Origin of the sequence: Enterobacter sp. HK169, from assembly GCF_001719105.1 — a bacterium.
Taxonomy (GTDB): Bacteria; Pseudomonadota; Gammaproteobacteria; order Enterobacterales; family Enterobacteriaceae; genus Enterobacter; species Enterobacter asburiae_B.
Map to the genome: position 1 here is coordinate 2,607,991 of NZ_CP017087.1, position 25,136 is coordinate 2,633,126.

The window sequence follows — 25,136 nt, forward strand, 5'->3', positions numbered from 1 at the left end:
CGTTACATCAAGCGTTGATAGAGATCGCGGTATGACTGCGCCGCGACATGCCAGCTAAAGTCCATGGACATCGCCTGACGCTGAACGTAACGCCAGAGCGATGGACGGGACCACAAGACGAAAGCACGCCGAATCGCCCGAAGCAGCGACCAGGCATTACTGTCCTCAAAGACAAACCCGCTGGCGATACCGTCCGCCAGGTTTTCCAAAGAGCTATCGGATACGGTATCCGCCAGTCCGCCCGTGCGGCGCACCAGCGGCAGCGTGCCGTATTTCAGGCCGTAAAGCTGCGTCAGGCCGCAGGGTTCGAAACGGCTCGGCACCAGGATGACGTCCGCGCCTCCCATGATGCGGTGCGAGAACGCTTCGTGATAGCCAATCTGCACGCCCACCTGCCCCGGATGTTCCGCCGCAGCGGCAAGGAAGCCTTCCTGCAGCACCGGGTCGCCCGCGCCGAGCAGCGCCAGCTGTCCGCCCTGCTCCAGTAAACCGGGCAACGCCTCCAGCACCAGATCCAGCCCTTTCTGGCTGGTCAGGCGGCTGACCACCGCGAACAGCGGCACTTTATCGTTAACCTTCAGGCCCATTGCAATCTGCAGCTGGCGTTTGTTCTCCGCTTTGTCTTCCACGGAATCACGGCCATAGCGCGCCGCCAGCAGGAGATCGGTTTCCGGGCTCCAGATCTGTTCATCCACGCCGTTCAGAATGCCCGACAGGCGGCCTTCGCGGTGGCGCTGTTGCAGCAACCCTTCCATGCCGTAACCAAACTCCGGCTGGGTGATCTCACGCGCGTAGGTTGGGCTCACGGCGGTAATATGATCGGCGTAATACAGCCCGGCTTTCAGGAACGAGATCTGCCCGTTAAATTCCAGCCCGTGCATGTTATAGAACGATAATGGCAGATCGATTTCACTCATGTGATGGGCATAGTACATCCCCTGATACGCCAGGTTATGCACGGTAAAGACCGATTTCGCCGGATGGCCGCGCGCCGCGAGATACGCCGGGGCAAGCCCGGCGTGCCAGTCGTGCGCGTGCACCACATCCGGGCGCCAGAACGGATCCAGCCCCGTCGCCATTTCTGCCCCGACCCAGCCGAGCAGCGCAAAGCGCAGCACGTTATCGGTGTAGGCGAACAGGTTCGTATCGTGATACGGGCTGCCCGGTCGATCGTATAAGTGCGGCGCGTCGATCAGGTAAATCCCTACGCCATTGTAATGTCCAAACAGCAGGGTGATGCGTCCGGCGAAGGTCTCACGGCGGGTCACCACTTTTGCATCCGGAATACCGCGCCGGATATCCGGAAAGGCGGGCAGCAGGACTCGGGTATCCACGCCTCCGGCGATTTGCGCCGCCGGTAATGCACCCAGAACATCTGCCAGACCGCCCGTTTTTAACAACGGGAACATCTCAGAACATACATGTAAAACCTGCATCATCGCTCCTGTTTGATCTGCAGCTTCCGCAACATTTCCCGTGTGACTAACACGATCCCCTCTTCCGAACGATAGAAACGACGCGCGTCTTCTTCCGCGTTCTCACCAATCACCATCCCTTCCGGAATGACGCAGGCACGATCGATAACGCAGCGACGCAGACGGCACGAGCGCCCTACCCAGACATCAGGCAGTAAGACTGCCGAATCGATATTACAGAATGAATTTATCCGCACGCGGGGGAACAGCACCGACTGCACCACCACAGAGCCTGAAATAATGCACCCGCCGGACACCAGCGAGTTCAGCGTCATACCATGGCTGCCGGAGCGGTCCTGCACGAATTTGGCCGGCGGCAGCGATTCCATATGGGTACGAATCGGCCAGTTCTGGTCGTACATATCCAGCTCAGGCGTGACCGACGCCAGGTCGAGGTTCGCTTTCCAGTACGCTTCCAGGGTTCCCACATCGCGCCAGTAAGGTTCCGCATTGGGGTCGGACTGCACGCAGGACAGCGGGAAAGGATGTGCATACGCCATGCCAGCTTTAGTGATTTTCGGAATGATGTCTTTACCAAAGTCGTGGCTGGAGTTTTCGTCTTTATCGTCGTCTTCAAGCAGCTCATAAAGATAATCTGCATCAAAGACATAAATCCCCATGCTGGCGAGCGATTTGGTGTCATCGCCCGGCATGGTTGGCGGGTTCGCCGGCTTTTCAACAAAGTCGATAATTTTGTCGTCGGCATCCACGTGCATCACGCCAAACGCCGTCGCTTCAGCAACGGGCACAGGCAGACACGCTACGGTGCAGCGCGCCCCTTTTTCGACGTGGTCGATGAGCATGTGGGAGTAATCTTGCTTGTAGATATGGTCCCCGGCGAGGATCACGATGTATTCCGCGTTATAGCGGCGAATGATGTCGAGGTTCTGCGTCACTGCATCCGCCGTTCCGCGGTACCAGTTCTCACCGTGGACGCGTTGCTGAGCGGGAAGGAGATCGACAAACTCGTTCATCTCTTCGCTGAAGAATGACCAGCCGCGCTGGATATGCTGAACCAGCGTGTGCGACTGATACTGCGTAATGACGCCAATACGGCGAATGCCCGAGTTCAGGCAGTTGGAGAGCGCAAAGTCGATGATACGGAACTTACCACCAAAGTGAACGGCCGGTTTCGCGCGCTTGATGGTCAAATCTTTCAGACGGGTACCACGTCCACCCGCAAGTATCAGGGCAACCGTTTTTAATGGTAGCTGGCGTGCCAACATTAAGGGATCGTTCTTCTCTAATCTAACCATGACTAACTCCTTTTTTATCATCTTTGGAATACGCACACTCCGTGCGCAGGCCCGTGCCAGACAGCCATTACTACCGGATTATCCGCTCCGGCAAAGGGGGGAACAGCTCGCCATTCCCCTTCAGGTAAAACAATCTCTGCGACGTCATCCGTCGCGTTCAGCGTGACCAGCCATTTATCCGACAGCAGGATTTGCAGGCGTGGTACGCCGTGTTGCCACTCTTGCGCGCTTAACGGTTGCGCGTCTTGATTCAACCAGCGAACGTTGCCGTCACCCTCTTCCCACCAGCGGTCGGCGGTCAGCGCGGGGATCTGCTGGCGAAGATGGATCAGCGCAGCGGTAAAATGAATCAGCCCGCTGTTGGCTTCACCCCAGTCGAGCCAGGTTAACGTGTTGTCCTGGCAATACGCATTGTTGTTACCGTGCTGGCTGTGGCCGTGTTCATCGCCTGCCAGCAGCATCGGCGTGCCCTGCGACAATAAAAGCGTTGTCAGCAAAGCGTGAACGCTGGCGCGTCGCCGCTCGATGACGTCAAGGCTTCCGCCTAACCCTTCTATACCATGATTAAAGCTATGGTTATTGTTAGTACCATCGCGATTCTCTTCGCCGTTTGCCTCATTGTGTTTCTGATTGAAACAAACGCAGTCCCTGAGCGTAAAACCGTCGTGTGCCGTCAACAGATTGACGGTGGCCGACGGGCGTTTGCCGTCGCGCTTAAAGAGATCGCTTGAAGCGGCAAAGCGTCCGGCGAACTCCCCCAGCGACAGATTCCGTTCCAGCCAGAAGCGGCGCGCGGCATCGCGGTAGTGATCGTTCCACTCGGCAAACAGCGGCGGGAAATTCCCGACCTGATAACCGCCTTCCCCGATGTCCCACGGCTCGGCAATGAGCTTCACCTGCGAGAGCACCGGACAGTTTTTTATCGCCTCAAACAGCGGCGCCTGCTGGCTGAACGCTGGCGTGCGCCCCATCACGGGTGCCAGATCGAAACGAAAACCGTCGACGTGGAACGTCTCCACCCAGTATTTCAGGCATTCATAAGCAAAATGCGTGACCGCCGGATGGCTGAGGTTGAGCGTGTTACCGCAGCCGGTCCAGTTCTCATAATCGCCATCCTGCCTGATCCAATAATAGCTACGGTTATCAATTCCGCGCATGGAGAGCGTCGGACCGTCGAGATCGCTTTCGGCACTGTGGTTGAGCACGACGTCCAGAATGACCTCAATGCCCGCCGTATGGAGCGCCTTCACCGCATCGCGAAACTCGTCCCGCGCCGTTTCCGGATGGGCGGCATAGCGTGGCTCAAGCGCGAACATCGCCAGCGGGTTGTAGCCCCAGTAGTTGCTTAGCCCCAGCCGCTGCAGGCGCGGCTCGCTGGCGAAATGGGCCACGGGTAACAGTTCCAGCGCGGTGATGCCGAGGTGTTTCAGGTAGGCAATCATGGTGGGATGCCCGAGCGCCTTATAGGTGCCGCGCATCTCTTTGGGGATCGACGGGTGCAGGTACGTCAGCCCTCTGACGTGGGCTTCATAAATAACGGTATTGCCCCACGGCGTCTGCGGCGGGGCATCGTCTTCCCAGTCATAAAGATCGTTTACCACCACGCTTTTTGGCGCGACGGGCGCGCTGTCGCGGTGGTCGGGCTCGCCGTAGCCCACGTGGAACAGCGGGTCGTCTTTAAATTCGCCGTCCACGCGGTGCGCGCACGGATCAATCAACAGCTTCGCCGGATTAAACCAGTGGCCCTGCGCCGGATCCCACGGACCGTGTACGCGAAAGCCATAGTGTATGCCTGGCCGTCCTCCGGCCAGGTAGCCGTGCCAGGTATCCCCCGTGCGCGCGGGTAAATCGTAACGGTGCTCGTTACCTTCCCCATCAAACACGCACAGTTCTACCCGCTCAGCGTGAGCGGAAAAGAGGGTGAAATTGACACCCTTTCCGTCAAAACGCGCGCCGAGCGGTTCGGGTTTACCTGCCGTAAGCTGCGTCATTCGCCCTCCCGCATCAGCCAGATGGTGCCAAGCGGCGGCAGCGTCAGGCTCAGGGAGTTGGGTCGCCCGTGGCTTTCGATGGCGTCGCTCTGTACCAGCCCGCCGTTACCGGCGTTGCTGCCGTGATAGTGCATCGAGTCGGTATTCAGGATCTCGCGCCATTTGCCCGGCTGGTTAATGCCGAAGCGGTAGTGTTCGCGCGGCACCGGCGTGAAGTTGCTGGCGACGATGATCTCGTTACCCGCTTTGTCACGACGCACAAAGACAAACACCGAGCGCTCGTGGTCGTCCACCACCAGCCACTCAAAGCCGTACGGATCGAAGTCGAGCTCGTGCAGCGCTTTGTGGTGGCGGTAGGTCAGGTTCAGGTCGCGCACCAGACGCTGCACCCCGTGGTGCCAGTTGTCGCCGCCTTCCAGCAGGTGCCAGTCGAGACTGGCGTCGTGGTTCCACTCGCGTCCCTGGGCGAACTCATTGCCCATAAACAGCAGTTTCTTGCCCGGGAAGGCAAACATCCAGCCGTAGTAGGCGCGCAGGTTGGCAAACTTCTGCCACGCGTCGCCCGGCATGCGGTCGAGAATGGATTTTTTGCCGTGCACCACTTCATCGTGCGACAGCGGCAGCATGAAGTTTTCGGTGTAGTTGTAGAGCATCCCGAACGTCAGCTTATCGTGATGATACTTACGGTGAACCGGATCCAGCTTCATGTAGTCGAGCGTGTCGTGCATCCAGCCCAGGTTCCACTTATACCAGAACCCCAGGCCGCCTGATGACGGCGGACGGGAGACGCCCGCAAAGTCGGTCGACTCTTCCGCCATGGTCACGGCACCGTCCACCTGTTCGCCGATAATGCGGTTTGTATTGCGCAGGAATTCAATCGCTTCCAGGTTTTCACGGCCGCCAAACTCGTTCGGGATCCACTCGCCCTCTTTGCGGCTGTAGTCGCGGTAGATCATCGACGCCACCGCATCGACGCGCAGGGCGTCAATGCCAAACCGCTCGATCCAGTACAGGGCATTCCCGACCAGATAGTTTGCGACCTCACGGCGACCGTAGTTATAGATCAGCGTGTTCCAGTCCTGGTGATAGCCTTCGCGCGGGTCGCTGTGCTCGTACAGCTTCGTGCCGTCAAACTCTGCCAGCGCGAAATCATCCGCAGGGAAATGTCCCGGCACCCAGTCGAGGATGACGTTCAGCCCGGCGGCGTGCGCGGCATCAATGAAATAGCGGAAGTCATCGCGCGTGCCGAAGCGGCGCGTTGGCGCATACAGCCCGGTAGGCTGATAGCCCCAGCTGCCGTCGAACGGGTGCTCGTTAACCGGCAGCAGCTCAAGGTGGGTAAAGCCCATCCATTTGGCGTAGGGCACCAGCTGGTCGGCAAGCTCACGGTAGCTCAGCCAGAAGTTGTTATCGGTATGGCGACGCCAGGAGCCAAGGTGTACCTCATAGACGGAGATCGGCGCATCAAAGCGGTTGGCCTGTTTGCGCTCCTCCGTCTGGACGACCTTCTCCGGCAGGCCGCAAATCAGCGACGCGGTATCCGGGCGCATCTGCGCTTCGAAGGCATACGGGTCAGCTTTAATGCGCAGCTTGCCGTTGGCGTCGATCATCTCGAATTTATAAAGCTGCCCGGGGTGCGCTCCAGGGATAAACAGCTCCCAGATGCCGCTTTCCCGGCGCAGGCGCATCGGATGGCGGCGACCGTCCCAATAGTTGAACTGGCCGACAACGGAGACGCGCTGGGCGTTAGGCGCCCACACGGAGAATCGCGTGCCGGTAATGCCGTCCATGGTATCGGCATGGGCACCCAGGGTTTCATAAGGGCGAAGATGCGTTCCTTCGGAGAGCAGCCAGGCATCCATCTCTTTAAGCAGAGGGCCAAAGCTGTAAGGATCGTCAATCAGGTTTTGCTGACCGTGCCAGAGAACGGCGAGCTGATAGCGAAAAGGATTTTTACGGCGGGGCATTACGCCCGAGAAGAAGCCACGGGAATCGAGGCATTCAAGATTACCGACCTTGCGGCCGGTTTTGGGCTCAATCACCCAGACTTCTGTGGCATCCGGTAACAGTGCCCGAACTTCAAGGCCATCCTCAGTTTGATGCATCCCAAGCACAGAAAAGGGGTCAGCAAAATGACCCGCAATAAGCGCATTAATCACGTCTCTATCCACACGATCGGACATGGTATTCATCCTGTTTTTTATGTCGTCCTTTTTAAGCGCTCCGGGACGACTTTTAATGTGACCTGAACGGGACAGCACAAAAATGTGCATCCATTCTGCTCCGTTCGAACCTCAGGTAAGAAATGACTCTTCCTTAAAGCATAGCCAACGCTCTAGATGACTCCTGATAAAAAATAAGACATACGCGTGTTACTCCATGTAGTACGCAAAAAAAAGGGGTGAAAATCACCCCCGGTAGTTAACAAATTATTACGCCAGCTGGCGCAGCATGCGGCGCAGCGGCTCGGCGGCGCCCCACAGGAGCTGGTCGCCGACGGTGAACGCGGAGAGGTACTCCGGCCCCATGTTCAGCTTGCGCAGACGGCCAACCGGCGTGGTCAGCGTGCCGGTAACGGCAGCCGGGGTCAGCTCGCGCATGGTGATATCGCGATCGTTTGGCACCACTTTCGCCCACGGGTTGTGCGCGGCCAGCAGCTCTTCCACGGTCGGAATAGACACATCTTTTTTCAGTTTAATGGTGAAGGCCTGGCTGTGGCAGCGCAGCGCGCCGATACGCACGCACAGACCGTCAACCGGAATGGTGTTCGCGGTCGCGAGGATTTTATTGGTCTCAGCCTGGCCCTTCCACTCTTCGCGGGTCTGGCCGTTATCCAGCTGTTTGTCGATCCATGGGATCAGACCACCGGCCAGCGGTACGCCGAAGTTGTCCACCGGCAGCTCGCCGCTGCGGGTCAGCTGAGTGACCTTACGTTCTATATCGAGGATCGCGGACGCCGGGTTTGCCAGCTCGGTCGCGACGCTGTGGTGCAGCTGGCCCATCTGGGTCAGCAGCTCGCGCATATGACGCGCGCCGCCGCCGGACGCGGCCTGGTAGGTCGCCACGGAGACCCACTCCACCAGCTCCTGCGCGAACAGGCCGCCGAGGGACATCAGCATCAGGCTGACGGTGCAGTTACCGCCGACAAAGGTTTTCACGCCGTTGTTCAGGCCGTCGGTGATGACGCCCTGGTTCACCGGGTCGAGAATGATGATGGCATCGTCTTTCATACGCAGCGAAGAGGCCGCGTCAATCCAGTAGCCCTGCCAGCCGCTTTCACGCAGCTTTGGATAGATTTCGTTGGTATAATCGCCGCCCTGGCACGTCACAATAATGTCGAGTGCCTTCAGCGCTTCCAGATCGTAAGCATCCTGCAACGTGCCTGTGGTACCACCAAAGGACGGAGCAGCCTGGCCGAGCTGGGAAGTGGAGAAGAAGACCGGGCGGATAGCGTCGAAATCGCGCTCTTCAACCATGCGTTGCATGAGTACAGAGCCGACCATACCGCGCCAGCCGATAAAACCAACGTTTTTCATAGCATTTTTTTCCTGCTGAGGGTGTGTGCTGATTGTGCAAGCCAGTATTGAACTGGGATATGCTTCACATTACAAAATGCTGCCAAAGTCGCAAGCGAAATTAATCGATGATTGCCCGGCAATCAGAAAAAGCGCTAATCATCGGAATAACACTACTAAGTATCAGGGATAATTTAAAGATGAGTGAAATCATTTCCGCGGCGGTTTTATTGATCCTGATTATGGATCCACTGGGAAACCTGCCTATCTTCATGTCGGTGCTGAAGCACACCGAGCCGAAGCGCCGCCGGGCGATCATGATCCGCGAGCTGCTCATCGCCCTGCTGGTGATGTTTATCTTCCTGTTTGCCGGTGAAAAAATTCTCGCGTTCCTGAACCTGCGCGCCGAAACCGTTTCGATTTCCGGCGGGATTATCCTGTTCCTGATTGCCATTAAGATGATTTTCCCGAGCGCGGAAGGCAGCAGCAGCGGCCTGCCTGCGGGTGAAGAGCCGTTTATCGTGCCGCTGGCGATTCCACTCGTCGCCGGGCCGACCATTCTGGCCACGCTGATGCTGCTGTCGCATCAGTATCCGAACCAGATGAGCCATCTGGTGATTGCCCTGCTGATCGCCTGGGGCGGGACGTTTATCATCCTGCTGCAGTCGTCGCTGTTCCTGCGCCTGCTGGGTGAGAAAGGAGTGAACGCACTGGAGCGCCTGATGGGGCTGATTCTGGTGATGATGGCAACGCAGATGTTCCTGGACGGGATCCGCGCGTGGATGAAAGGCTAGGCAAACGCAAAACGGCAATCAAAGATTGCCGTTTTTAGTGTTTGCACCCTCTCCCCGTGGGAGAGGGCCGGGGCGAGGGCATCAGGCCGCAGAGGACACATATTCGTCGGGTGGCGGCTTCGCCTTACCCGACCTACAGCAACGCCAGCCCATCTACCCCTTACGAATCAAATACCGGTACGGCAGCGCTTCGGTCTGCTGTGCCACCAGCTCATGCTCCATAAAGGTACAAAAACCGGGAATATCGCGGGTCGTGGCCGGGTCGTCGGCAATAATCAACAGCGTTTCACCGGTCTGCATGTTGCGCACGGTTTTGCGTACCATCATTACCGGTTCCGGGCAGCGAAGGCCCTGGGCATCAAGAGTGTGGTCTGGGCTGGAAAACAGGTCGGTCATGGTCTTCTCGGTCTGGTAAAAACGGCTGTAGTTTACGCCCGGTTGCGATCAATGCAAACCAGGTTAACGATTGCGTAAAAACTAACCATTGCAATGTCCTGACAAAGCAGTATCATGCTGCGGTTTTTATTGGGTTCCCTCACCCCAACGTATAAAAAGGTCACAATATGACGTCGTTTTCTGAATCACAGCGCGTAAAAGCGTTGTTCTGGCTTTCGCTTTTCCATTTGCTGGTGATCACCTCCAGCAACTATCTGGTGCAGCTCCCGATCTCCATCTTTGGTTTTCATACCACCTGGGGCGCATTCAGCTTCCCGTTTATTTTCCTCGCGACGGATTTGACCGTGCGTATCTTTGGCGCACCGCTGGCTCGCCGTATTATTTTTTCGGTCATGCTCCCGGCGCTCTTCATCTCGTACGTGGTTTCGTCACTATTTTATATGGGAAGCTGGCAGGGCTTTGAGGCGTTAACCCACTTCAACCTGTTTGTTGCCCGTATCGCCGCGGCAAGCTTTATGGCCTACGCGCTGGGGCAGATCCTCGACGTGCATGTATTCAACCGTCTGCGTCAGAATCATCGCTGGTGGATGGCGCCAACCGCCTCCACGCTGTTTGGTAACGTGAGCGATACGCTGGCCTTCTTCTTCATCGCCTTCTGGCGCAGCCCGGATGCGTTCATGGCCGAACACTGGATGGAAATCGCGCTGGTGGACTACTGCTTCAAGGTCCTCATCAGCATTGTTTTCTTCCTGCCGATGTACGGCGTGCTGCTCAATATGCTGCTGAAAAGACTGGCAGATAAATCTGAAATCACGGCATTGCAGGCTGGTTAAGGGTTCGCTTTATCAGTTGTGATAAGATGAGCGAATGAGCCGTTATGGCCGTTTATCGAAAGGAAGAAGTCAATGCGCAATCTGGTTAAATATGTCGGGATTGGCCTGCTGGTTGTGGGTCTTGCAGCCTGTGATAACAGCGACACGAAAACGCCTGCTCAGGGCGCATCCGCAGAGAGCAACGCGACCGGCCAGCCGGTGAATCTGATGGATGGCAAACTCAGCTTCTCTCTGCCAGCCGATATGACCGATCAGAGCGGCAAGCTGGGCACCCAGGCGAACAACATGCACGTTTACTCCGACGCAACCGGGCAAAAAGCGGTCATTGTGATTGTGGGCGACGACACCAGCGAAGACCTGGCCGTCCTGTCCAAACGTCTGGAAGATCAGCAGCGCGGCCGCGATCCGCAGCTGCAGGTCGTGACCAATAAATCCATCGAGCTGAAAGGCCACACGCTGCAACAGCTCGACAGCATCATCTCTGCAAAAGGCCAGACCGCCTACTCTTCTGTGGTGCTTGGCAAGGTTGATAACAAACTGCTGACCATGCAGATCACCCTGCCAGCCGAAGATCAGCAGAAAGCGCAGACGGCTGCTGAAAACATCATTAACACCATCGTGATCCAGTAACGCTTCACGACGATGACGTGGCCTCCGGTGCCTGCACCGGGGGCCATTTTTTTAGCCGCCACGTCAGCAGCAGCGCAATCACCACCAGACCCGCCGCGGCAAGATAGATCACCGGAACCCCTGCCCAGGCCATCACCAGCCCCGCCAGCGGGCCGGTAATGCCTAAAGACATATCCATAAATACCGTATAGGTCGCCAGCGCCGCCCCCTGATTCTGCTGCGGCACGGCTTTTACCGCCACCACGCCCAGCGCCGGGAAGACTAGGGAAAAGCCTGCCCCCGCGAGGAACACACCCACTTTCGCGACCCAGGGCACCATCGCAATTCCGGTCAGCAGCAGCCCGACAATCTCTATCGCAAAGCAGATCATCGCCACATTCAGCCCGCCAAGGCGGTTGATGCCGTTAGGGAAAAGCAGGCGGGCGCCAACAAACGCACAGCTAAACAGGGTTAACGCAAAGGCTGCGCCGTCCCAGCCTTTGGCGTCGTAGAACAGGGTAATGAAGGTCGCAATCACGCCGAAGCCGGTGGTCGCCAGCGCCAGGGCCATACCGTACGGCCAGACGCGCCCCAGCACCGCCCGAAACGGCAGCGGCTTGCCCTTGCTGGCCTTCACTTTCGGACGCGGCAGCGCAAAGAGGATTGCCAGCAGCGCGACCGCCATAATGGTGATGGAAAGCCCATACAGCCCGCCAAGCGCATAGCAGGCCACGCCGAGCGGCGCCCCGAGCGCCATCGCACCGTAGGTGACAATCCCGTTCCAGGATATCACCCGGCCAATGTGCGGCGCGCCTACCACCCCCACGCCCCACAGCGTCGAGCCGGTTCCCGCCAGACTTTGCCCAATGCCCAGAATGACGCGGCCCAGGCAGAGCAACGCCAGGCTGACCAGCGGCCAGTGGCCGGTTGCGGCAGCCAGCAGGTAGCTCAGGCCACTGAGGAAACAGCCGCACAGTCCCACCACCACGATGCTTTTTGGACCGAACGCGTCCGCGTAGCGCCCGGCATGCGGGCGGCTGAGGAGCGTGGCGAAATATTGCAGGCTAATCACCAGCCCCGCCCAGAAGGCGCTGAAGCCCATCACGTCATGGACATAGCCCGGCAGGACCGCCAGCGGCAGACCAATGGTCAAATAGCTGGCAAAGTTGAAAATCACAACGGAAACGATGCGCAGATTGAGGCGCAGTCCGCTCAGTGCCGGTTCAGCGGCAGGTTCGGGCATGGGGTTCTACCTGGATTTTTTACAACAGTGTTTCACTATTACCACGGCGCAATAAGAAAATCAGCCCCGACTTTCAGATTAACGGTGCCATACGAAGCGAAGCCCGGGCACTACACTTATCGGGTCATCATATTAAGGAACACGCATGATCGCTAACCCGTCCGACAAAGCAGGACTCCACATCTTATTAAAACTCGCCTGTCTGGTGGTTATCCTTGCGGGTATCCATGCTGCCGCTGACATTATTGTTCAGCTCCTGCTGGCGCTCTTTTTTGCCATCGTGCTTAATCCTCTGGTCACCTGGTTTTTACGCCGGGGCGTCAGCCGTCCGGTAGCCATCACCATCGTGGTTATTGTCATGCTGATTGGACTGACGGCGCTCTTCGGCGTGCTGGCGGCATCGCTGAGCGAATTCTCCACCATGCTGCCGCAGTACAACAAAGAGCTGACGCGTAAAATTGTCGCGCTGCAGGAAATGGTGCCATTCCTCAATCTGCATATCTCACCCGAACGGATGCTGCGCAGGATGGACTCCGAGAAGGTCATGACCTACGCCACCACCCTGATGACGGGGCTTTCCGGCGCGATGGCCAGCATTCTGCTGCTGGTCATGACCGTTGTGTTTATGCTGTTCGAAGTCCGCCACGTCCCCTATAAGCTGCGCTTTGCGCTGAACAATCCGCAAATTCACATTGCCGGGTTACACCGGGCCCTGAAGGGCGTCTCCAAATATCTGGCGCTGAAAACGCTCCTGAGCGTATGGACCGGGGTGATTGTCTGGCTGGGGCTGATGCTGATGGACGTACAGTTCGCGCTGATGTGGGGCGTGCTGGCCTTTCTGCTGAACTACGTGCCCAATATTGGCGCGGTGCTTTCCGCCGTGCCGCCGATGATTCAGGCGTTTCTGTTTAACGGCTTCTACGAATGCATGCTGGTCGGCGCGCTGTTCCTCGTCGTGCATATGGTGCTGGGCAATATTCTTGAACCGCGCATGATGGGACACCGTCTGGGCATGTCGACGCTGGTGGTGTTTTTATCCTTACTGGTTTGGGGATGGCTGCTGGGCCCGGTCGGTATGCTGCTGTCGGTTCCTCTGACCAGCGTATGTAAAATCTGGATGGAGACCACCAAAGGCGGCAGCAAGCTGGCGATCCTGCTCGGGCCGGGGAGGCCGAAAAGCCGGTTACCCGGCTAACCGACCTACCTGTACAGGTAGGTTTAAACCGTCAGTAATACACCGTAAATTACCGCGTCCCTAATCCGTCGCGGTATTTTTATTTGCGTTAAGGCGATACTCATTTTGTTTTTAATTACGCCGCGTGCATTACGTTGAAACGCAACTCATGATTTAACACAAATTATAAAAAATGAAATTCTTATTTATTTTCCATGTTATTATGCCCGTCTTCGCGTCAACGTAATGTAAACATTAATATTGATTAAAAAATACACCCAGCGATAACAAAAAGCCGGATGAATATTATTTGTAAAAAACACTACCTTTAATTGTTATTATTGATATGGAGTTGTTGATGAAAAAGATCGTTAAATGGTGTGCTGCTGCCGTATTCGTTGGCGCACTGGCAGGCTGCGCGCGTACCGCCCCAATTGCTCAGGTTCACTCTATTGTAAGCGCGGGCCATACTGCCGATCAGGTAAAAACGGCAATTTTGAAAGCAGGCCAAAAACGCGACTGGATCATGACGGAAACCGGCCCGGGAATGATTAAGGGGCGTCTGCAGTCACGCGATCACTCCGTCCAGGTAAGTATTCCGTACACGGCCACAAGCTATTCAATCAACTATGAAAACAGCCTTAACCTGAAAGCGGCAGACGGTAAAATTCACAAAAATTATAACCGTTGGGTAAATAACCTCGACCACGATATTCAGCTGAACCTCTCCGCTGGCGCCGCGCTGTAATATTTTTCTAAAGTCGGGCCGCGTATGGCCCGATAACCTCTCTTTATTAGCCTCAAAGGTTACGCAGGAATGTACGAAAAGGACACACTCAGCGCACTGGATGCCATTACCGAAGCGCAGCGCATCGCCTTTGCCCCGATGTTATTCCAGACTGCGCTTTGTCTGCGTAACTCAGGCGTTCTCGCCTGGCTCGATAAACAAGGTAAAGAGGGGGCAAGCCTCGAGGAAATAACCGAACACAGCACGCTCGGCAGCTATGGCGTCAGCGTACTGCTGGATATGGGATTAAGCGGTCGAATTGTTACCCAACAGAATGGACGTTATTTCCTGGCGAAAGTGGGCCATTTTTTACTGCATGACGAAATGACCCGCGTAAATATGGATTTCACCCAGGACGTTTGTTACCAGGGGCTATTTCACCTGGCGGACGCCCTTCAGGAGGAAAAACCTGCCGGATTAGCCGTGTTTGGCAACTGGCCAACCATCTACCCGGCGTTATCCCAATTACCTGCTCCGGCGAAAGAGAGCTGGTTCGCCTTCGATCATTACTATTCTGACGCCGCTTTTGACGCTGCGTTGCCATATATATTCGCAAGCTCGCCGACAAAATTGTACGATGTGGGCGGAAATACGGGTAAATGGTCGTTACGCTGCTGCCGCTATGACGAAAATGTTGCCGTGACGATCCTCGATCTGCCGCAGCAGATAGCGCTGGCGCAGGAAAACATCGCAAAAGCAGGTTTTTCTCATCGTATTGCATTCCATGCTGTCGATATGCTTAGCCCAGCAACATTGCCGGGTGACGCCGACGTCTGGTGGATGAGCCAGTTCCTGGATTGTTTCTCTCCGGATCAGATTGTCGCCATGCTGACGCGCGTCGCGCAGGCCATGAAGCCAGGCGCACGTTTGTGCATCATGGAGCTTTTCTGGGATGCTCAGAAATTTGAAGCAGCCTCTTTCAGCCTGAATGCCACCTCGCTCTATTTCACCTGTATGGCGAATGGCAATAGCCGGTTTTACAGCGTAGAGAAGTTCTATCGCTACCTGGAGAGCGCAGGTTTCAGCGTTGAACAGCGGCTGGACAACCTTGGGGTCGGTCATACCCTGCTGATATGCACCAAACGTGAACAATAGAGCAGCTTAGCTGCCGGGTGGCCCAGTCTGCCCTTTGAATACGGTTTTTTTCGCGGACGCGCGTAGATGAAATTTTCACTGAACATTATCGACTGGCAGGCGAGAGCGCCAGGACTCAGCGATGCCACAGAGTGGCAGGCATGGTCGCGCCTGCAGCTGGCCGTTGACCCAGCGGCCCCGCTTCCCCGCCTGACCGCTTTACCCATGATGACCGCGCGCCGCCTCAATTCAGGCAGTAAGCTGGCGGTGGATATTGGTCTGGCCATGCTGCAAAACCACGCCATTGATGCCGTCGTCTATTCCAGCCGCCACGGCGAGCTGGAGCGCAACTACCGTATTCTGCATGCTCTGGCGACCGGGCAGTCCGTTTCACCCACCGACTTCGCGATGTCCGTGCACAATTCCGCGGTGGGCAATCTCACGATCACCGCACGCCAGGCCATCGTCTCGTCATCCATTTCTGCCGGGCTGGACACCTTCCAGCAGGCTTTATGCGAAGTGCTGAGCCTGCTGCATGCGGGCTATTCCCGCGTCCTGCTGGTCGATTTTGACGGCGCGCTGCCGGAATTTTACCATCCGGCGCTACCGCCGCAGATGCCCACCTGGCCCTACGCGCTGGCGCTGGTGATTGAATCCGGCAACGGATTGCAGTGTGAAACCCGCAGCGGCAGCACGGGTGAAGAACCCGCCCTGCCGCAAAGCCTGATGTTCCTGCAGCGCTATCTCAGCGAGGAACGTCAGTTTGCGGTGCCCGGCGAACGTTTGCTGTGGCAATGGACGCGCGCATGAACCGCCTGACTGCCCGTATCAACTGGTTATGGCGTCTGGTGATGACCGGCTTCTGCTTCGCGCTGTTTGGCGTGGGCGGGCTGCTGCTGTCGCTGGTCTGGTTCAACCTGCTGCTGATCGTCCAGCGCGACCGCGCCAGCCGTCGCCGCCTGGCGCGTCGCAGCATTGCGGCCAGCTTCCGCTTCTTCCTGACCGTGGCGCGCGGCCTCGGCGTACTGGACTATCGCATTCACAATCTTGACGCGCTGCGCAGCGATCGGGGTTGTCTGGTGGTGGCTAACCACCCCACGTTAATTGACTACGTGATTCTGGCGTCGGTGATGCCCGAAACCGACTGCCTGGTGAAAAGCGCGCTGCTGCGCAATCCCTTTGTCAGCGGCGTTATCCGCGCGGCGGATTATCTGATTAACAGCGAAGCCGAGCCCCTGCTCGCGGCCAGCCAGCAGCGTCTGGCTCAGGGCGACACGCTGTTAATCTTCCCGGAAGGCACGCGTACCCGGTTTGGCGAGGCTATCTCCCTCCAGCGCGGCGCGGCAAATATCGCCGTGCGCTGTAACAGCGATCTGCGGGTGGTGCTGATCCACTGTAGCGAACACCTGCTGGATAAAAAAAGCCACTGGTATGATGTACCGCCAGAAAAACCTGTTTTCACCGTGGATGTCCGCGACCGCGTGAACATCGACGAATTTTACGATGCAAATGAACAAGAACCGGCGCTGGCGGCAAGGCAGTTAAACCGGCATCTGCAGCATCGATTAACATCAGGCCTTCAATCTTTGTCAGGAATTAATGATGCAAGCGCTTTATCTTGAAATTAAGAATCTCATAATCACCACGCTGAATCTGGACGAGCTTACCGCAGAGGATATTGATACCGATGCCGCGCTGTTTGGCGATGGGCTGGGTCTTGACTCCATTGACGCGCTGGAACTGGGTCTGGCGGTAAAAAACCAGTATGGCGTGGTGCTTTCTGCCGAAAGCGAAGAGATGCGCCAGCACTTCTTTTCCGTCGCCACGCTGGCGTCCTTTATCAACGCTCAACGCGCCTGAGATGTGAACGATGACTGAACAAGAAACCATTTATCAGGAAGTCTGCGGCCTTCTGACCAAGCTCTTTGAAATCGACCCGCAGGACATTACGCCCGAAGCCCGTCTTTACGAAGACCTGGAGCTGGACAGCATTGATGCGGTGGACATGATTGTTCATCTGCAGAAGAAAACGGGCAAGAAAATCAAGCCGGAAACCTTCAAGTCGGTTCGTACCGTTCAGGATGTGGTAGACGCCGTCGAACAGCTTCTGCGCGAAGAGTAAGACGTCGTGCGTGGTGGACGGACGTTCCCGGTCATCCCACTGCTGACGGGGCTGATGCTGCTGGCGTGGCCCTTCCTGATTGGATTTGGGCTGACGCACAACAGCCTGCAGTGGCTGTTGCCGTTGATGGCGCTGGTATTGCTGCTGCGGCTGCGCCAGGCGCGGCGGAACGCTGGCCCGATGCGGTATGTGGTGCAGTGCGTGGCGCTCGCGGGCATTGCGCTCTGCGCGGCAAGCTACCTGCTGAAAACCCACCAGTGGCTGCTGTTCTACCCGGTGGTCGTCAACCTTGTGATGCTGGCCGTGTTCGGCGGTTCACTGTGGACCGCGATGCCGCTGGTCGAACGGCTGGCGCGCTTGCGCGAGCCGAATTTGCCCCCGGAGGGCGTGCGCTATACCCGCAAGGTGACCCTCGTCTGGTGCGGCTTTTTCATCGGAAACGGCGCGATGGCGCTGTTCACCGTGCTCCACGGCGACATGCATCTGTGGACGCTGTGGAACGGTATGGTGGCCTACATCCTGATGGGAACGCTGATGGCGACCGAGTGGCTGGTGCGCCAGCGGGTGATAAAAAAAGAGATGCACAATGACTAACCCCCTTCCGCTGGGCCAGTGGTTAAACGCGCCCCGCCCTGACGACATGCCCGTTGCCTGGCTTGACGATCGTACCTGGACGCTTGGCCAGCTGCGCCACGACGTGACCTTGCTGGTCGACACTCTGCATCAGCAGGAAGGCGAGCGCTGGGCGCTGTGCTTTGAAAACAGCTACCTGTTTATCGTTGCGCTGCTGGCCTCGCTGCATGCCGGTAAAACGCCGGTCATTCCCGGCCATAGCCGCGTCTCGCAGCTTGAAGAACAGCAGGCGTTGTTTAGCGGCATCCTGAGCGATCGCTCTCTCGATTTCCATGGCAAGCTGATTGTGGTGGCCTCCAGCCATCAGACCGCTCGCCGCTGGGCGCCCCTGCCGGCCATTGACGAAAGCCGCTTCGTTGAACTGTTCACCTCCGGCTCAACGGGTACCCCGCGCCGGGTGATTAAGCACATCGTCAGCCTGGATCGCGAAGCCCGTCTGCTGGCTGACCGCTTCGGCGAGCGGCTGACCGGCTGTAGCGTTGTCGCCTCGGTCGTACCGCAACATCTGTACGGGCTGACCTTCCGCATCGTCTTGCCGATGGCGCTGGGCCTGCCGCTGCATGCCGCGATGCTCTACTACGCCGAGCAGCTGGCCGCCCTTCCTCATGACCGGCATTATCTGTTCATTAGCAGCCCGGCGTTCCTGAAGCGCCTGGATACGGAACTGCCCGCGCCGCCCGTCAGAATGCTGATTTCAGCAGGCGGAATGCTGCCCTGGTGTGACGTCACCACCACCGCGGGCTGGCTTAACATCTGCCCGGATGAAATTTATGGCAGCACCGAAACCGGCATCCTCGCCTGGCGCCATCGCCAGCAGGATAACGTCCCGTGGCTTGCCTTCCCCGGCGTTATCTTCCATCAGGAAGATGACGCCTGTCGCGTCACGTCGCCACTGATCCACGAGGCTGAAGGACTCCAGCTGGACGATATCCTGCACTTCGACAGCGAGGGGCTGTTCAGCATCGCCGGTCGTCGCGGGCGGGTGGTCAAAATTGAAGAAAAGCGCATCTCGCTTAACGAGATCGAACGTCGCCTGCTGGAGCTCGACGGCATTTGCGAAGCGGCTGCGCTGCCGGTCACGCGCGGAGGCCGTCAGGGGATTGGCGCACTGCTGGTGCTGGACGAAGCGGTTCGCCAGCGCGGCTATATGCAGGATAAAAAAGCGCAGGAGTTCGCCTGGCGTCGCGCCCTGCTGCCGTGGCTTGAGCCGGTCGCCGTTCCGCGCTACTGGCGCATTGTCGATGAAATGCCGGTAAACAGTATGAACAAGCGTGTCTATGCGCAGCTAGAGGAGTTATTTCATGAAAATTCATGAACTTGAGCGCCGCCAGACACAGCCGGAGAAGCTGGAAATCATTTTGCATCTCGACGCGGCGCTGTTCTGGTTTCAGGGCCATTTTGCCGTACAGCCGCTGCTGCCCGGCGTTGCGCAGCTTGACTGGGTGATGCACTACGCCACGACGTTACTGGCGCCGGGCTACCGCTTTCACAGCATTCAAAACGTGAAGTTCCAGGCGCCTCTGCTGCCGGAAACCACGGTGACGCTGGTGCTTGAGTGGCATGCCGAACGTCAGATGCTGACCTTCAGCTACCAGCGTCACGCCGGGGCGGAGCGCCATACCGCCAGCAGCGGGAAAATTCGGCTATGTCAGTAACCTTCCGCCCCTGCGTGCTGATCCCGTGCTACAACCACGGCGCCATGATCGCCCGCGTGCTGTCGCGTCTCGCGCCGTTCGGCCTGCCGTGCCTGGTGGTGGATGACGGCAGCGAAGCGAGCACCCGTCAGGAGCTCGAGCGCCTGGCGGCGGAGCAGCCGCAGGTAACGCTGGTCCGCCTGGCGCAAAACGCCGGAAAAGGTGCCGCGGTCATCAGGGGGCTGGAGGAGTGCGCGCGCGCGGGCTATACCCACGCCGTGCAGGTGGACGCGGACGGTCAACACGCCATCGAAGATATCCCCAAACTGCTGGCGCTGGCGGAGCGCCACCCGGACGCGCTGATTTCCGGCCAGCCCATTTACGATGATTCCATTCCGCGCTCGCGGCTCTACGGGCGCTGGGTAACCCACGTATGGGTTTGGATTGAGACCTTATCCCTGCAGCTTAAAGACAGCATGTGCGGCTTTCGGGTCTACCCGGTCTCGCCCACGCTGCGCCTGGCAGCGCGTGAAACGCTCGGCAAACGGATGGACTTTGACACCGAAGTGATGGTCCGTCTTTACTGGCAGGGCAACACCAGCGTCTTTCTGCCGACCCGCGTCACCTACCCGCAGGACGGGTTGTCCCACTTCGACGCGTTAAAAGATAACGTGCGGATCTCCCTGATGCATACCCGGCTGTTCTTCGGCATGCTGCCCCGCATGCCCGGCCTGCTTTTTCGTCGACGCCGCCAGCACTGGGCGCAGCAGGACGAGGTCAAGGGCCTGTGGGGCATGCGCCTGATGCTGCGCGTCTGGAAGCTGATGGGCCGCCGGGCCTTTACCGTGCTGCTGTGGCCGGTCATCGGCGTGTACTGGCTTATCGCACGTCCGGCGCGGCTGGCCTCGCGGCAGTGGATTGAGAGAGTGAAGCACGAGCTGCGTCAGCGGAACATGCCCGTTCCCCCGCGGCTCAACAGTTTTTTCCATTTCATGCGCTTCGGCAACGCGATGCTGGATAAAGTCGCCAGCTGGCGCGGTGAGCTGCAGTTTGATCGCGACGTGGTCTTTGCCCCCGGCGCGAGCGAAACGCTTAATATCGCGGCGCCGCAGGGCAAGCTGCTGCTGGCCTCGCATCTTGGCGACGTAGAGGCCTGCCGGGCGCTGGCCCAGCTGGACGGCAGCAAAACTATCACCGCCCTGGTCTTCAGCGAAAACGCCCGGCGCTTTAAGCAAATCATGAGCGAAATGGCGCCCCAGGCGGGCGTGAATTTGATGTCGGTTACCGACATCGGCCCGGACACCGCGATTGCCATCAAAGAGAAGCTTGAGCGGGGAGAATGGGTCGCCATTGTGGGCGACCGCATCGCGGTGAATCCGCAGCGTGGCGGCGAGTGGCGCGTGATCTGGAGTCCGTTCATGGGCCAGCCAGCGCCATTCCCACAGGGGCCGTTTATCCTGGCCTCCATCCTGCGCTGCCCGGTGGTGCTGATTTTTGCCCTGCGCCAGCAGGGTAAGCTCGTCCTGCACAGCGAACCGTTTGCCGACCCGCTGCGCCTGCCGCGCGGCGAACGCCAGCAGGCGCTGCAGGAGACCGTCGATCGCTACGCGCAGCGGCTGGAGCATTACGCCCTCCTGTCGCCGCTCGACTGGTTTAATTTTTTCGATTTCTGGCATCTGCCAGAGTCCAGAGAGAAGGAGTAAAGGGTGCTGACCGATCCCCGCTTTACGACTGAAGTTGAGATCACCGTTCCGTTCCACGACGTCGATATGATGGGCGTGGTCTGGCACGGTAACTATTTCCGCTACTTTGAGATCGCACGCGAGGCGCTGCTCAATCAGTTTGACTATGGCTATCGCCAGATGAAGGCCTCCGGCTACGTCTGGCCCGTCGTCGATACCCGGGTGAAATACCGCGATGCGGTGACCTTTGAGCAGCGTATTCGCGTCCGCGCGCACGTTGAAGAGTATGAAAACCGCCTGCGCATTGCCTATCAAATTTTCGATGCGCAGACCGGCAAACGCACCACCACCGGCTACACCATCCAGGTGGCGGTGGAAGAAGCCACCCGCGAGATGTGCTTTGTGAGCCCGGCAATACTGTTTGAACGAATGGGAGTGACGCCATGAAATGGTTGCCTTTGCTGGCGCTGATCGTCAGCCCGCTGGTCAGCGCCGTGACGCTGGATGAACTGCAGCAGCGCTTCACCGGGCAGCCCGTCGTGCGCGCGCACTTCGAACAGGTTCGCACCATAAAAGATATGCCGCAGCCGCTGCGCTCGCAGGGCGAGATGCTGATCGCTCGCGACAGCGGCCTGCTGTGGGATCAAAAAGCGCCGTTTCCGATGACGCTCCTGCTCGATGACAAGCGGATGGTTCAGGCCATTAACGGCCAGCCGCCGCAGACCGTCACCGCCGACAATAATCCGCAGATGTTCCAGTTCAACCATCTTCTGCGGGCCCTGTTCCAGGCCGACCGCAGGGTGCTTGAAGAGAACTTCCGCATCGATTTTAAAGACCTGGGCGCCGGCCGCTGGTCGCTGGTGCTTACGCCAAAAACGACGCCGCTGGACAAGATTTTCGCCACCCTCGATCTGGGCGGCGCGACCTATCTGGAGACGATTCGCCTCAACGACAAACAGGGTGACCGTACCGATATCGCCCTTTCACGCCACCAACTGACGCCCGCCAGCCTGACCGATGACGAACGCCAACGCTTTGCCGCACCGTAAATCCCTGCGCCCGGCGCTGCTGTGGGCCACGCTATGCCTGATTCTGCTGGGCGTGCTGCTGTCGCTGCTGCCCGGCGCGCGTCTGAACAGCAGCGTGCTGGCCATGCTGCCGAAGCAGACGCTGGGGGCGATCCCGCCGGCGCTCAACGACGGGTTTATGCAGCGTCTCGACCGCCAGCTGGTTTGGCTGGTCAGCCCCGGCAAAGAGCCCGATCCGCGCGTGGCGCAGCAGTGGCTGACGCTGCTGCAAAGCAGCGATTCGCTTAGCGAGGTCAAAGGCCCGATGGACGCCGCCGGGCAAAAGTCCTGGGGAGAGTTCTTCTGGCAGCACCGAAATGGCCTGATCGATCCCGCCACCCGCGCCCGCCTGCAAAACGGCGGAGAAGCGCAGGCGCAGTGGATTTTATCTCAGCTCTATTCGGCCTTTTCCGGCGTCAGCGGCAAAGAGCTGCAAAACGATCCCCTGATGCTGATGCGCGGCTCGCAGCTCGCTCTGGCGCAAAACGGCCAGAAGCTGCGGCTGATGGACGGCTGGCTGGTCACACAGGATGAGGCGGGAAACTTCTGGTATCTGCTGCACGGCGAGCTGGCGGGCTCGTCATTTGATATGCAGCAGACCCACCGGCTGGTGACGACGCTTAACGCGCTGCAGGAGACGCTAAAAGCCCGTTTCCCGCAGGCGCAGCTGCTTTCGCGCGGGACCGTGTTCTACAGCGATTACGCCAGCCAGCAGGCCAAACGCGACGTCTCGACGCTGGGCATCGCCACCCTGCTTGGCGTGTTCCTGCTCATCGTGGCGGTGTTCCGCTCTCTGCGCCCGCTGCTGCTGAGCGTGCTCTCCATTGCCATCGGCGCGCTGGCGGGTACGGTGGTGACGCTGCTGCTCTTTGGCGAACTGCACCTGATGACGCTGGTGATGAGCATGAGCATCATCGGTATTTCAGCCGACTACACGCTCTACTACCTGACCGAACGGATGGTGCACGGCGCGGAGCATTCCCCCTGGCAAAGCCTGGCGAAAGTACGCAATGCGCTGCTGCTGGCGCTGCTGACGACCGTCGCCGCCTACCTGATTATGATGCTGGCCCCCTTCCCCGGGATCCGCCAGATGGCGGTGTTCGCCGCCGTGGGGCTGAGCGCCTCCTGCCTGACGGTGATGTTCTGGCATCCGTGGCTGTGCCGGGGTTTACCGGTGCGCCCGGTTCCGCTGATGGTTATCATGCTGCGCTGGCTGGCCGCGTGGCGACGCAATAAAAAATTGTCCGTGGGTTTGCCCGTCGCGCTGGCGCTGCTCTCCGCCGTGGGGATGAGCACCCTGAGGGTGGACGACGACATCGCCCAGCTGCAGGCCCTGCCGAAAGATATTCTGGCGCAGGAGAAGGCCATTACCGCCCTGACCGGACAGAGCGTCGATCAGAAATGGTTTGTGGTTCATGGCGCCTCGCCTCAGCAAACGCTGGAGCGGCTGGAAGCCTTTACCCCGGCGCTGGCACAGGCGCAAAAAGCCGGAGAGATCGCCCGCTGGCGTACGCTGCCGCTGAACTCGCTGGCGCGCCAGAAAAGCGATCTGAAGCTGCTGCGCGAGGCTGCCCCTGCGGTAACTAACGTGCTGAAAAGCGCCGGGCTCAACGCCGTATCCCCGAATCTCGACGCCATGCCGGTCAGCGTGGACGCGTGGCTTAAAAGCCCGGCCAGCGAAGGCTGGCGTCTGCTCTGGCTGACCCTGCCTAACGGGGAAAGCGGCGTGCTCGTGCCGGTGGACGGCGCGAAAAACAGCGCTTACCTCGGTGAACTGGCCGCACGCCATGACGGCGTCGTCTGGGTCGATCGCAAAGCCAGCTTTGACAGCCTGTTTGCCCTCTACCGCACGCTGCTGACGGGGCTACTGTTTGCCGCGCTGGCGGTGATTGCCTGCGGGGCGATGCTGCGCCTCGGCTGGCGTAAAGGGCTGATAAGCCTGGTGCCGTCCGTGCTGTCGCTGAGCTGCGGCCTGGCGGTGCTGGCCGCAACGGGCCACCCGGTGAATCTGTTCTCACTGCTGGCGCTGGTACTGGTGCTCGGCATTGGCATTAACTACACGCTGTTTTTCAGCAACCCGCGCGGTACGCCGCTGACCTCGATGCTGGCGATTACGCTGGCCATGATGACCACGCTGCTGACGCTGGGCATGCTCGTCTTCAGCGCCACCCAGGCCATCAGCAGCTTTGGCATCGTGCTGGTGAGCGGTATTTTTACCGCCTTCCTGCTGGCTCCGCTGGCGATGCCGGATAAGAAAGAGAGAAAACGTAAATGAACGCTTTTTATCGCGCCGTTGCGCTGGCCGCGGCGCTGCTGCTGGCGGGCTGCAGCCATTCGACCGATACCAAAGAGACGCGGCCTCAAGCCTGGCTCCAGCCGGGCACCAGAGTGACGCTGCCCCCGCCCGGCATCAGCCCGGCGGTAAGCTCCCAGCAGCTGCTGACCGGCAGCTTTAACGGACAAACGCAGTCCCTGCTGGTGATGCTCAACGCGGATGCGCATAAGGTGACGCTGGCCGGGCTTTCTTCCGTGGGCATTCGTCTGTTCCTGGCAACGTACGATGAGACCGGTATTCATACCGAGCAGTCGATCGTCGTGCCGCAGCTGCCGCCCGCCAGCCAGGTGCTGGCCGACGTGATGCTCAGCCACTGGCCGATTAGCGCCTGGCAGCCGCAGTTGCCGAAGGGCTGGACGTTAACGGACAATGGCGATCGGCGCGAGCTGCGTAACGCCAGCGGCAAGCTGGTGACGGAGATTGTCTACCTGCAGCGCAAAGGCAAGCGCGAGCCGATCAGCATCGAGCAACACGTCTTTAAATACCACATCACCATTCAATATCTGGGTGACTGAG

Annotated in this window: 25 protein-coding genes; 18 read left to right on the top strand and 7 right to left on the bottom strand. The window is 58.7% G+C overall.

Annotated features, from left to right (window positions below):
- Positions 1 to 2 precede the first annotated feature (2 nt).
- The 5 genes from glgA to asd form a co-directional block, all read right to left on the bottom strand.
- Positions 3 to 1,436, bottom strand: a complete 1,434-nt coding sequence (gene glgA, locus EnteroDNA1_RS12445; protein WP_023309509.1) for a glycogen synthase GlgA — start codon at positions 1,434 to 1,436, stop codon at positions 3 to 5.
- Positions 1,436 to 2,731, bottom strand: coding sequence for a glucose-1-phosphate adenylyltransferase (gene glgC, locus EnteroDNA1_RS12450; RefSeq protein WP_023337914.1), 1,296 nt, complete (start codon positions 2,729 to 2,731; stop codon positions 1,436 to 1,438). Before glgC ends, glgA begins: the two co-directional genes overlap by 1 nt.
- 17 nt (positions 2,732 to 2,748) lie before the next feature.
- Positions 2,749 to 4,722 (bottom strand): glycogen debranching protein GlgX, encoded by a 1,974-nt coding sequence (glgX, locus tag EnteroDNA1_RS12455; RefSeq protein WP_069303384.1) that lies wholly within the window; start codon positions 4,720 to 4,722, stop codon positions 2,749 to 2,751.
- A complete protein-coding gene (gene glgB / locus EnteroDNA1_RS12460) occupies positions 4,719 to 6,905 on the bottom strand; it encodes a 1,4-alpha-glucan branching enzyme (protein ID WP_033147085.1) in 2,187 nt (728 codons plus the stop codon). The genes glgX and glgB overlap by 4 nt, the downstream gene beginning before the upstream one ends.
- A 249-nt stretch (positions 6,906 to 7,154) precedes the next feature.
- Positions 7,155 to 8,258 carry an aspartate-semialdehyde dehydrogenase gene (gene asd / locus EnteroDNA1_RS12465; protein WP_069303385.1) on the bottom strand — a complete coding sequence of 368 codons (1,104 nt, stop codon included), beginning with the start codon at positions 8,256 to 8,258 and terminating at the stop codon, positions 7,155 to 7,157.
- A gap of 179 nt (positions 8,259 to 8,437) precedes the next feature.
- Between asd and yhgN the strand changes: the two genes are divergently transcribed.
- Entirely contained in the window at positions 8,438 to 9,031 is a 594-nt protein-coding gene (gene yhgN / locus EnteroDNA1_RS12475) for an NAAT family transporter YhgN (RefSeq protein ID WP_003861574.1), read from the top strand.
- Between the two features lie 153 nt (positions 9,032 to 9,184).
- Here yhgN and tusA read toward each other — a convergent pair whose 3' ends face one another.
- Positions 9,185 to 9,427: a sulfurtransferase TusA gene (gene tusA, locus EnteroDNA1_RS12480; RefSeq protein WP_008503071.1), complete on the bottom strand. Its 243-nt coding sequence runs from the start codon at positions 9,425 to 9,427 to the stop codon at positions 9,185 to 9,187.
- A gap of 167 nt (positions 9,428 to 9,594) precedes the next feature.
- On the opposite strand from tusA, the gene EnteroDNA1_RS12485 reads away from it, so the two are divergent.
- Together EnteroDNA1_RS12485 and EnteroDNA1_RS12490 are read left to right on the top strand one after the other, a co-directional pair.
- Complete coding sequence (locus tag EnteroDNA1_RS12485) at positions 9,595 to 10,260, top strand: 7-cyano-7-deazaguanine/7-aminomethyl-7-deazaguanine transporter (protein WP_023309514.1); 666 nt, start codon at positions 9,595 to 9,597, stop codon at positions 10,258 to 10,260.
- Between the two features lie 72 nt (positions 10,261 to 10,332).
- On the top strand, positions 10,333 to 10,890 hold the full coding sequence (locus EnteroDNA1_RS12490; protein ID WP_069303386.1) for a DcrB family lipoprotein: 558 nt from the start codon (positions 10,333 to 10,335) through the stop codon (positions 10,888 to 10,890).
- Between the two features lie 4 nt (positions 10,891 to 10,894).
- Here EnteroDNA1_RS12490 and EnteroDNA1_RS12495 read toward each other — a convergent pair whose 3' ends face one another.
- Positions 10,895 to 12,112, bottom strand: a complete 1,218-nt coding sequence (locus EnteroDNA1_RS12495; protein ID WP_039263064.1) for an MFS transporter — start codon at positions 12,110 to 12,112, stop codon at positions 10,895 to 10,897.
- Positions 12,113 to 12,257: 145 nt separating this feature from the next.
- On the opposite strand from EnteroDNA1_RS12495, the gene EnteroDNA1_RS12500 reads away from it, so the two are divergent.
- From EnteroDNA1_RS12500 to EnteroDNA1_RS12570, 15 genes are all read left to right on the top strand, one after another.
- Complete coding sequence (locus EnteroDNA1_RS12500; RefSeq protein WP_032662225.1) at positions 12,258 to 13,307, top strand: AI-2E family transporter; 1,050 nt, start codon at positions 12,258 to 12,260, stop codon at positions 13,305 to 13,307.
- 337 nt (positions 13,308 to 13,644) lie between these two features.
- On the top strand, positions 13,645 to 14,034 hold the full coding sequence (locus tag EnteroDNA1_RS12505; protein ID WP_023309518.1) for a hypothetical protein: 390 nt from the start codon (positions 13,645 to 13,647) through the stop codon (positions 14,032 to 14,034).
- 69 nt (positions 14,035 to 14,103) lie between these two features.
- Positions 14,104 to 15,168: a methyltransferase gene (locus tag EnteroDNA1_RS12510; protein WP_032662220.1), complete on the top strand. Its 1,065-nt coding sequence runs from the start codon at positions 14,104 to 14,106 to the stop codon at positions 15,166 to 15,168.
- 66 nt (positions 15,169 to 15,234) lie between these two features.
- Positions 15,235 to 15,957 carry a beta-ketoacyl synthase chain length factor gene (locus EnteroDNA1_RS12515; RefSeq protein WP_069303387.1) on the top strand — a complete coding sequence of 241 codons (723 nt, stop codon included), beginning with the start codon at positions 15,235 to 15,237 and terminating at the stop codon, positions 15,955 to 15,957.
- A complete protein-coding gene (locus tag EnteroDNA1_RS12520; protein WP_069303388.1) occupies positions 15,954 to 16,769 on the top strand; it encodes a lysophospholipid acyltransferase family protein in 816 nt (271 codons plus the stop codon). Before EnteroDNA1_RS12515 ends, EnteroDNA1_RS12520 begins: the two co-directional genes overlap by 4 nt.
- Entirely contained in the window at positions 16,750 to 17,007 is a 258-nt protein-coding gene (locus tag EnteroDNA1_RS12525) for a phosphopantetheine-binding protein (RefSeq protein WP_008503081.1), read from the top strand. Before EnteroDNA1_RS12520 ends, EnteroDNA1_RS12525 begins: the two co-directional genes overlap by 20 nt.
- 10 nt (positions 17,008 to 17,017) lie before the next feature.
- Entirely contained in the window at positions 17,018 to 17,269 is a 252-nt protein-coding gene (locus EnteroDNA1_RS12530; RefSeq protein ID WP_024908875.1) for an acyl carrier protein, read from the top strand.
- A gap of 6 nt (positions 17,270 to 17,275) precedes the next feature.
- The gene (locus EnteroDNA1_RS12535) at positions 17,276 to 17,863 is read left to right on the top strand and encodes a hypothetical protein (RefSeq protein ID WP_069303389.1); all 588 of its coding nucleotides are present in this window, start codon (positions 17,276 to 17,278) and stop codon (positions 17,861 to 17,863) included.
- A complete protein-coding gene (locus tag EnteroDNA1_RS12540; RefSeq protein WP_069303390.1) occupies positions 17,856 to 19,217 on the top strand; it encodes an AMP-binding protein in 1,362 nt (453 codons plus the stop codon). The genes EnteroDNA1_RS12535 and EnteroDNA1_RS12540 overlap by 8 nt, the downstream gene beginning before the upstream one ends.
- Complete coding sequence (locus EnteroDNA1_RS12545; protein WP_069303391.1) at positions 19,204 to 19,557, top strand: ApeI family dehydratase; 354 nt, start codon at positions 19,204 to 19,206, stop codon at positions 19,555 to 19,557. Before EnteroDNA1_RS12540 ends, EnteroDNA1_RS12545 begins: the two co-directional genes overlap by 14 nt.
- The gene (locus tag EnteroDNA1_RS12550; RefSeq protein WP_069303392.1) at positions 19,548 to 21,239 is read left to right on the top strand and encodes a glycosyltransferase family 2 protein; all 1,692 of its coding nucleotides are present in this window, start codon (positions 19,548 to 19,550) and stop codon (positions 21,237 to 21,239) included. The genes EnteroDNA1_RS12545 and EnteroDNA1_RS12550 overlap by 10 nt, the downstream gene beginning before the upstream one ends.
- 3 nt (positions 21,240 to 21,242) lie before the next feature.
- Positions 21,243 to 21,665 carry an acyl-CoA thioesterase gene (locus EnteroDNA1_RS12555; RefSeq protein WP_023309526.1) on the top strand — a complete coding sequence of 141 codons (423 nt, stop codon included), beginning with the start codon at positions 21,243 to 21,245 and terminating at the stop codon, positions 21,663 to 21,665.
- Positions 21,662 to 22,267, top strand: a complete 606-nt coding sequence (locus tag EnteroDNA1_RS12560) for an outer membrane lipoprotein carrier protein LolA (RefSeq protein WP_023309527.1) — start codon at positions 21,662 to 21,664, stop codon at positions 22,265 to 22,267. Before EnteroDNA1_RS12555 ends, EnteroDNA1_RS12560 begins: the two co-directional genes overlap by 4 nt.
- Complete coding sequence (locus tag EnteroDNA1_RS12565; RefSeq protein ID WP_069303393.1) at positions 22,236 to 24,560, top strand: MMPL family transporter; 2,325 nt, start codon at positions 22,236 to 22,238, stop codon at positions 24,558 to 24,560. The genes EnteroDNA1_RS12560 and EnteroDNA1_RS12565 overlap by 32 nt, the downstream gene beginning before the upstream one ends.
- Positions 24,557 to 25,135, top strand: a complete 579-nt coding sequence (locus tag EnteroDNA1_RS12570; protein ID WP_033146845.1) for a DUF3261 domain-containing protein — start codon at positions 24,557 to 24,559, stop codon at positions 25,133 to 25,135. Before EnteroDNA1_RS12565 ends, EnteroDNA1_RS12570 begins: the two co-directional genes overlap by 4 nt.
- The last annotated feature ends 1 nt before the right edge of the window (position 25,136 follow it).

Bases quoted from the DNA above. Each gene is read 5' to 3' on its own strand.
- EnteroDNA1_RS12560 (WP_023309527.1), top strand. From the start codon at position 21,662: ATGAAATGGTTGCCTTTGCTGGCGCTGATCGTCAGCCCGCTGGTCAGC.
- EnteroDNA1_RS12570 (WP_033146845.1), top strand. From the start codon at position 24,557: ATGAACGCTTTTTATCGCGCCGTTGCGCTGGCCGCGGCGCTGCTGCTG.
- glgA (WP_023309509.1), bottom strand. From the start codon at position 1,436: ATGCAGGTTTTACATGTATGTTCTGAGATGTTCCCGTTGTTAAAAACG.
- EnteroDNA1_RS12495 (WP_039263064.1), bottom strand. From the start codon at position 12,112: ATGCCCGAACCTGCCGCTGAACCGGCACTGAGCGGACTGCGCCTCAAT.
- EnteroDNA1_RS12485 (WP_023309514.1), top strand. From the start codon at position 9,595: ATGACGTCGTTTTCTGAATCACAGCGCGTAAAAGCGTTGTTCTGGCTT.
- glgC (WP_023337914.1), bottom strand. From the start codon at position 2,731: ATGGTTAGATTAGAGAAGAACGATCCCTTAATGTTGGCACGCCAGCTA.
- EnteroDNA1_RS12520 (WP_069303388.1), top strand. From the start codon at position 15,954: ATGAACCGCCTGACTGCCCGTATCAACTGGTTATGGCGTCTGGTGATG.
- EnteroDNA1_RS12500 (WP_032662225.1), top strand. From the start codon at position 12,258: ATGATCGCTAACCCGTCCGACAAAGCAGGACTCCACATCTTATTAAAA.
- EnteroDNA1_RS12550 (WP_069303392.1), top strand. From the start codon at position 19,548: ATGTCAGTAACCTTCCGCCCCTGCGTGCTGATCCCGTGCTACAACCAC.
- EnteroDNA1_RS12515 (WP_069303387.1), top strand. From the start codon at position 15,235: ATGAAATTTTCACTGAACATTATCGACTGGCAGGCGAGAGCGCCAGGA.
- glgX (WP_069303384.1), bottom strand. From the start codon at position 4,722: ATGACGCAGCTTACGGCAGGTAAACCCGAACCGCTCGGCGCGCGTTTT.
- glgB (WP_033147085.1), bottom strand. From the start codon at position 6,905: ATGTCCGATCGTGTGGATAGAGACGTGATTAATGCGCTTATTGCGGGT.
- tusA (WP_008503071.1), bottom strand. From the start codon at position 9,427: ATGACCGACCTGTTTTCCAGCCCAGACCACACTCTTGATGCCCAGGGC.
- EnteroDNA1_RS12530 (WP_024908875.1), top strand. From the start codon at position 17,018: ATGACTGAACAAGAAACCATTTATCAGGAAGTCTGCGGCCTTCTGACC.
- EnteroDNA1_RS12490 (WP_069303386.1), top strand. From the start codon at position 10,333: ATGCGCAATCTGGTTAAATATGTCGGGATTGGCCTGCTGGTTGTGGGT.
- EnteroDNA1_RS12510 (WP_032662220.1), top strand. From the start codon at position 14,104: ATGTACGAAAAGGACACACTCAGCGCACTGGATGCCATTACCGAAGCG.
- yhgN (WP_003861574.1), top strand. From the start codon at position 8,438: ATGAGTGAAATCATTTCCGCGGCGGTTTTATTGATCCTGATTATGGAT.
- EnteroDNA1_RS12505 (WP_023309518.1), top strand. From the start codon at position 13,645: ATGAAAAAGATCGTTAAATGGTGTGCTGCTGCCGTATTCGTTGGCGCA.
- EnteroDNA1_RS12565 (WP_069303393.1), top strand. From the start codon at position 22,236: ATGACGAACGCCAACGCTTTGCCGCACCGTAAATCCCTGCGCCCGGCG.
- EnteroDNA1_RS12540 (WP_069303390.1), top strand. From the start codon at position 17,856: ATGACTAACCCCCTTCCGCTGGGCCAGTGGTTAAACGCGCCCCGCCCT.
- asd (WP_069303385.1), bottom strand. From the start codon at position 8,258: ATGAAAAACGTTGGTTTTATCGGCTGGCGCGGTATGGTCGGCTCTGTA.
- EnteroDNA1_RS12545 (WP_069303391.1), top strand. From the start codon at position 19,204: ATGAAAATTCATGAACTTGAGCGCCGCCAGACACAGCCGGAGAAGCTG.
- EnteroDNA1_RS12525 (WP_008503081.1), top strand. From the start codon at position 16,750: ATGCAAGCGCTTTATCTTGAAATTAAGAATCTCATAATCACCACGCTG.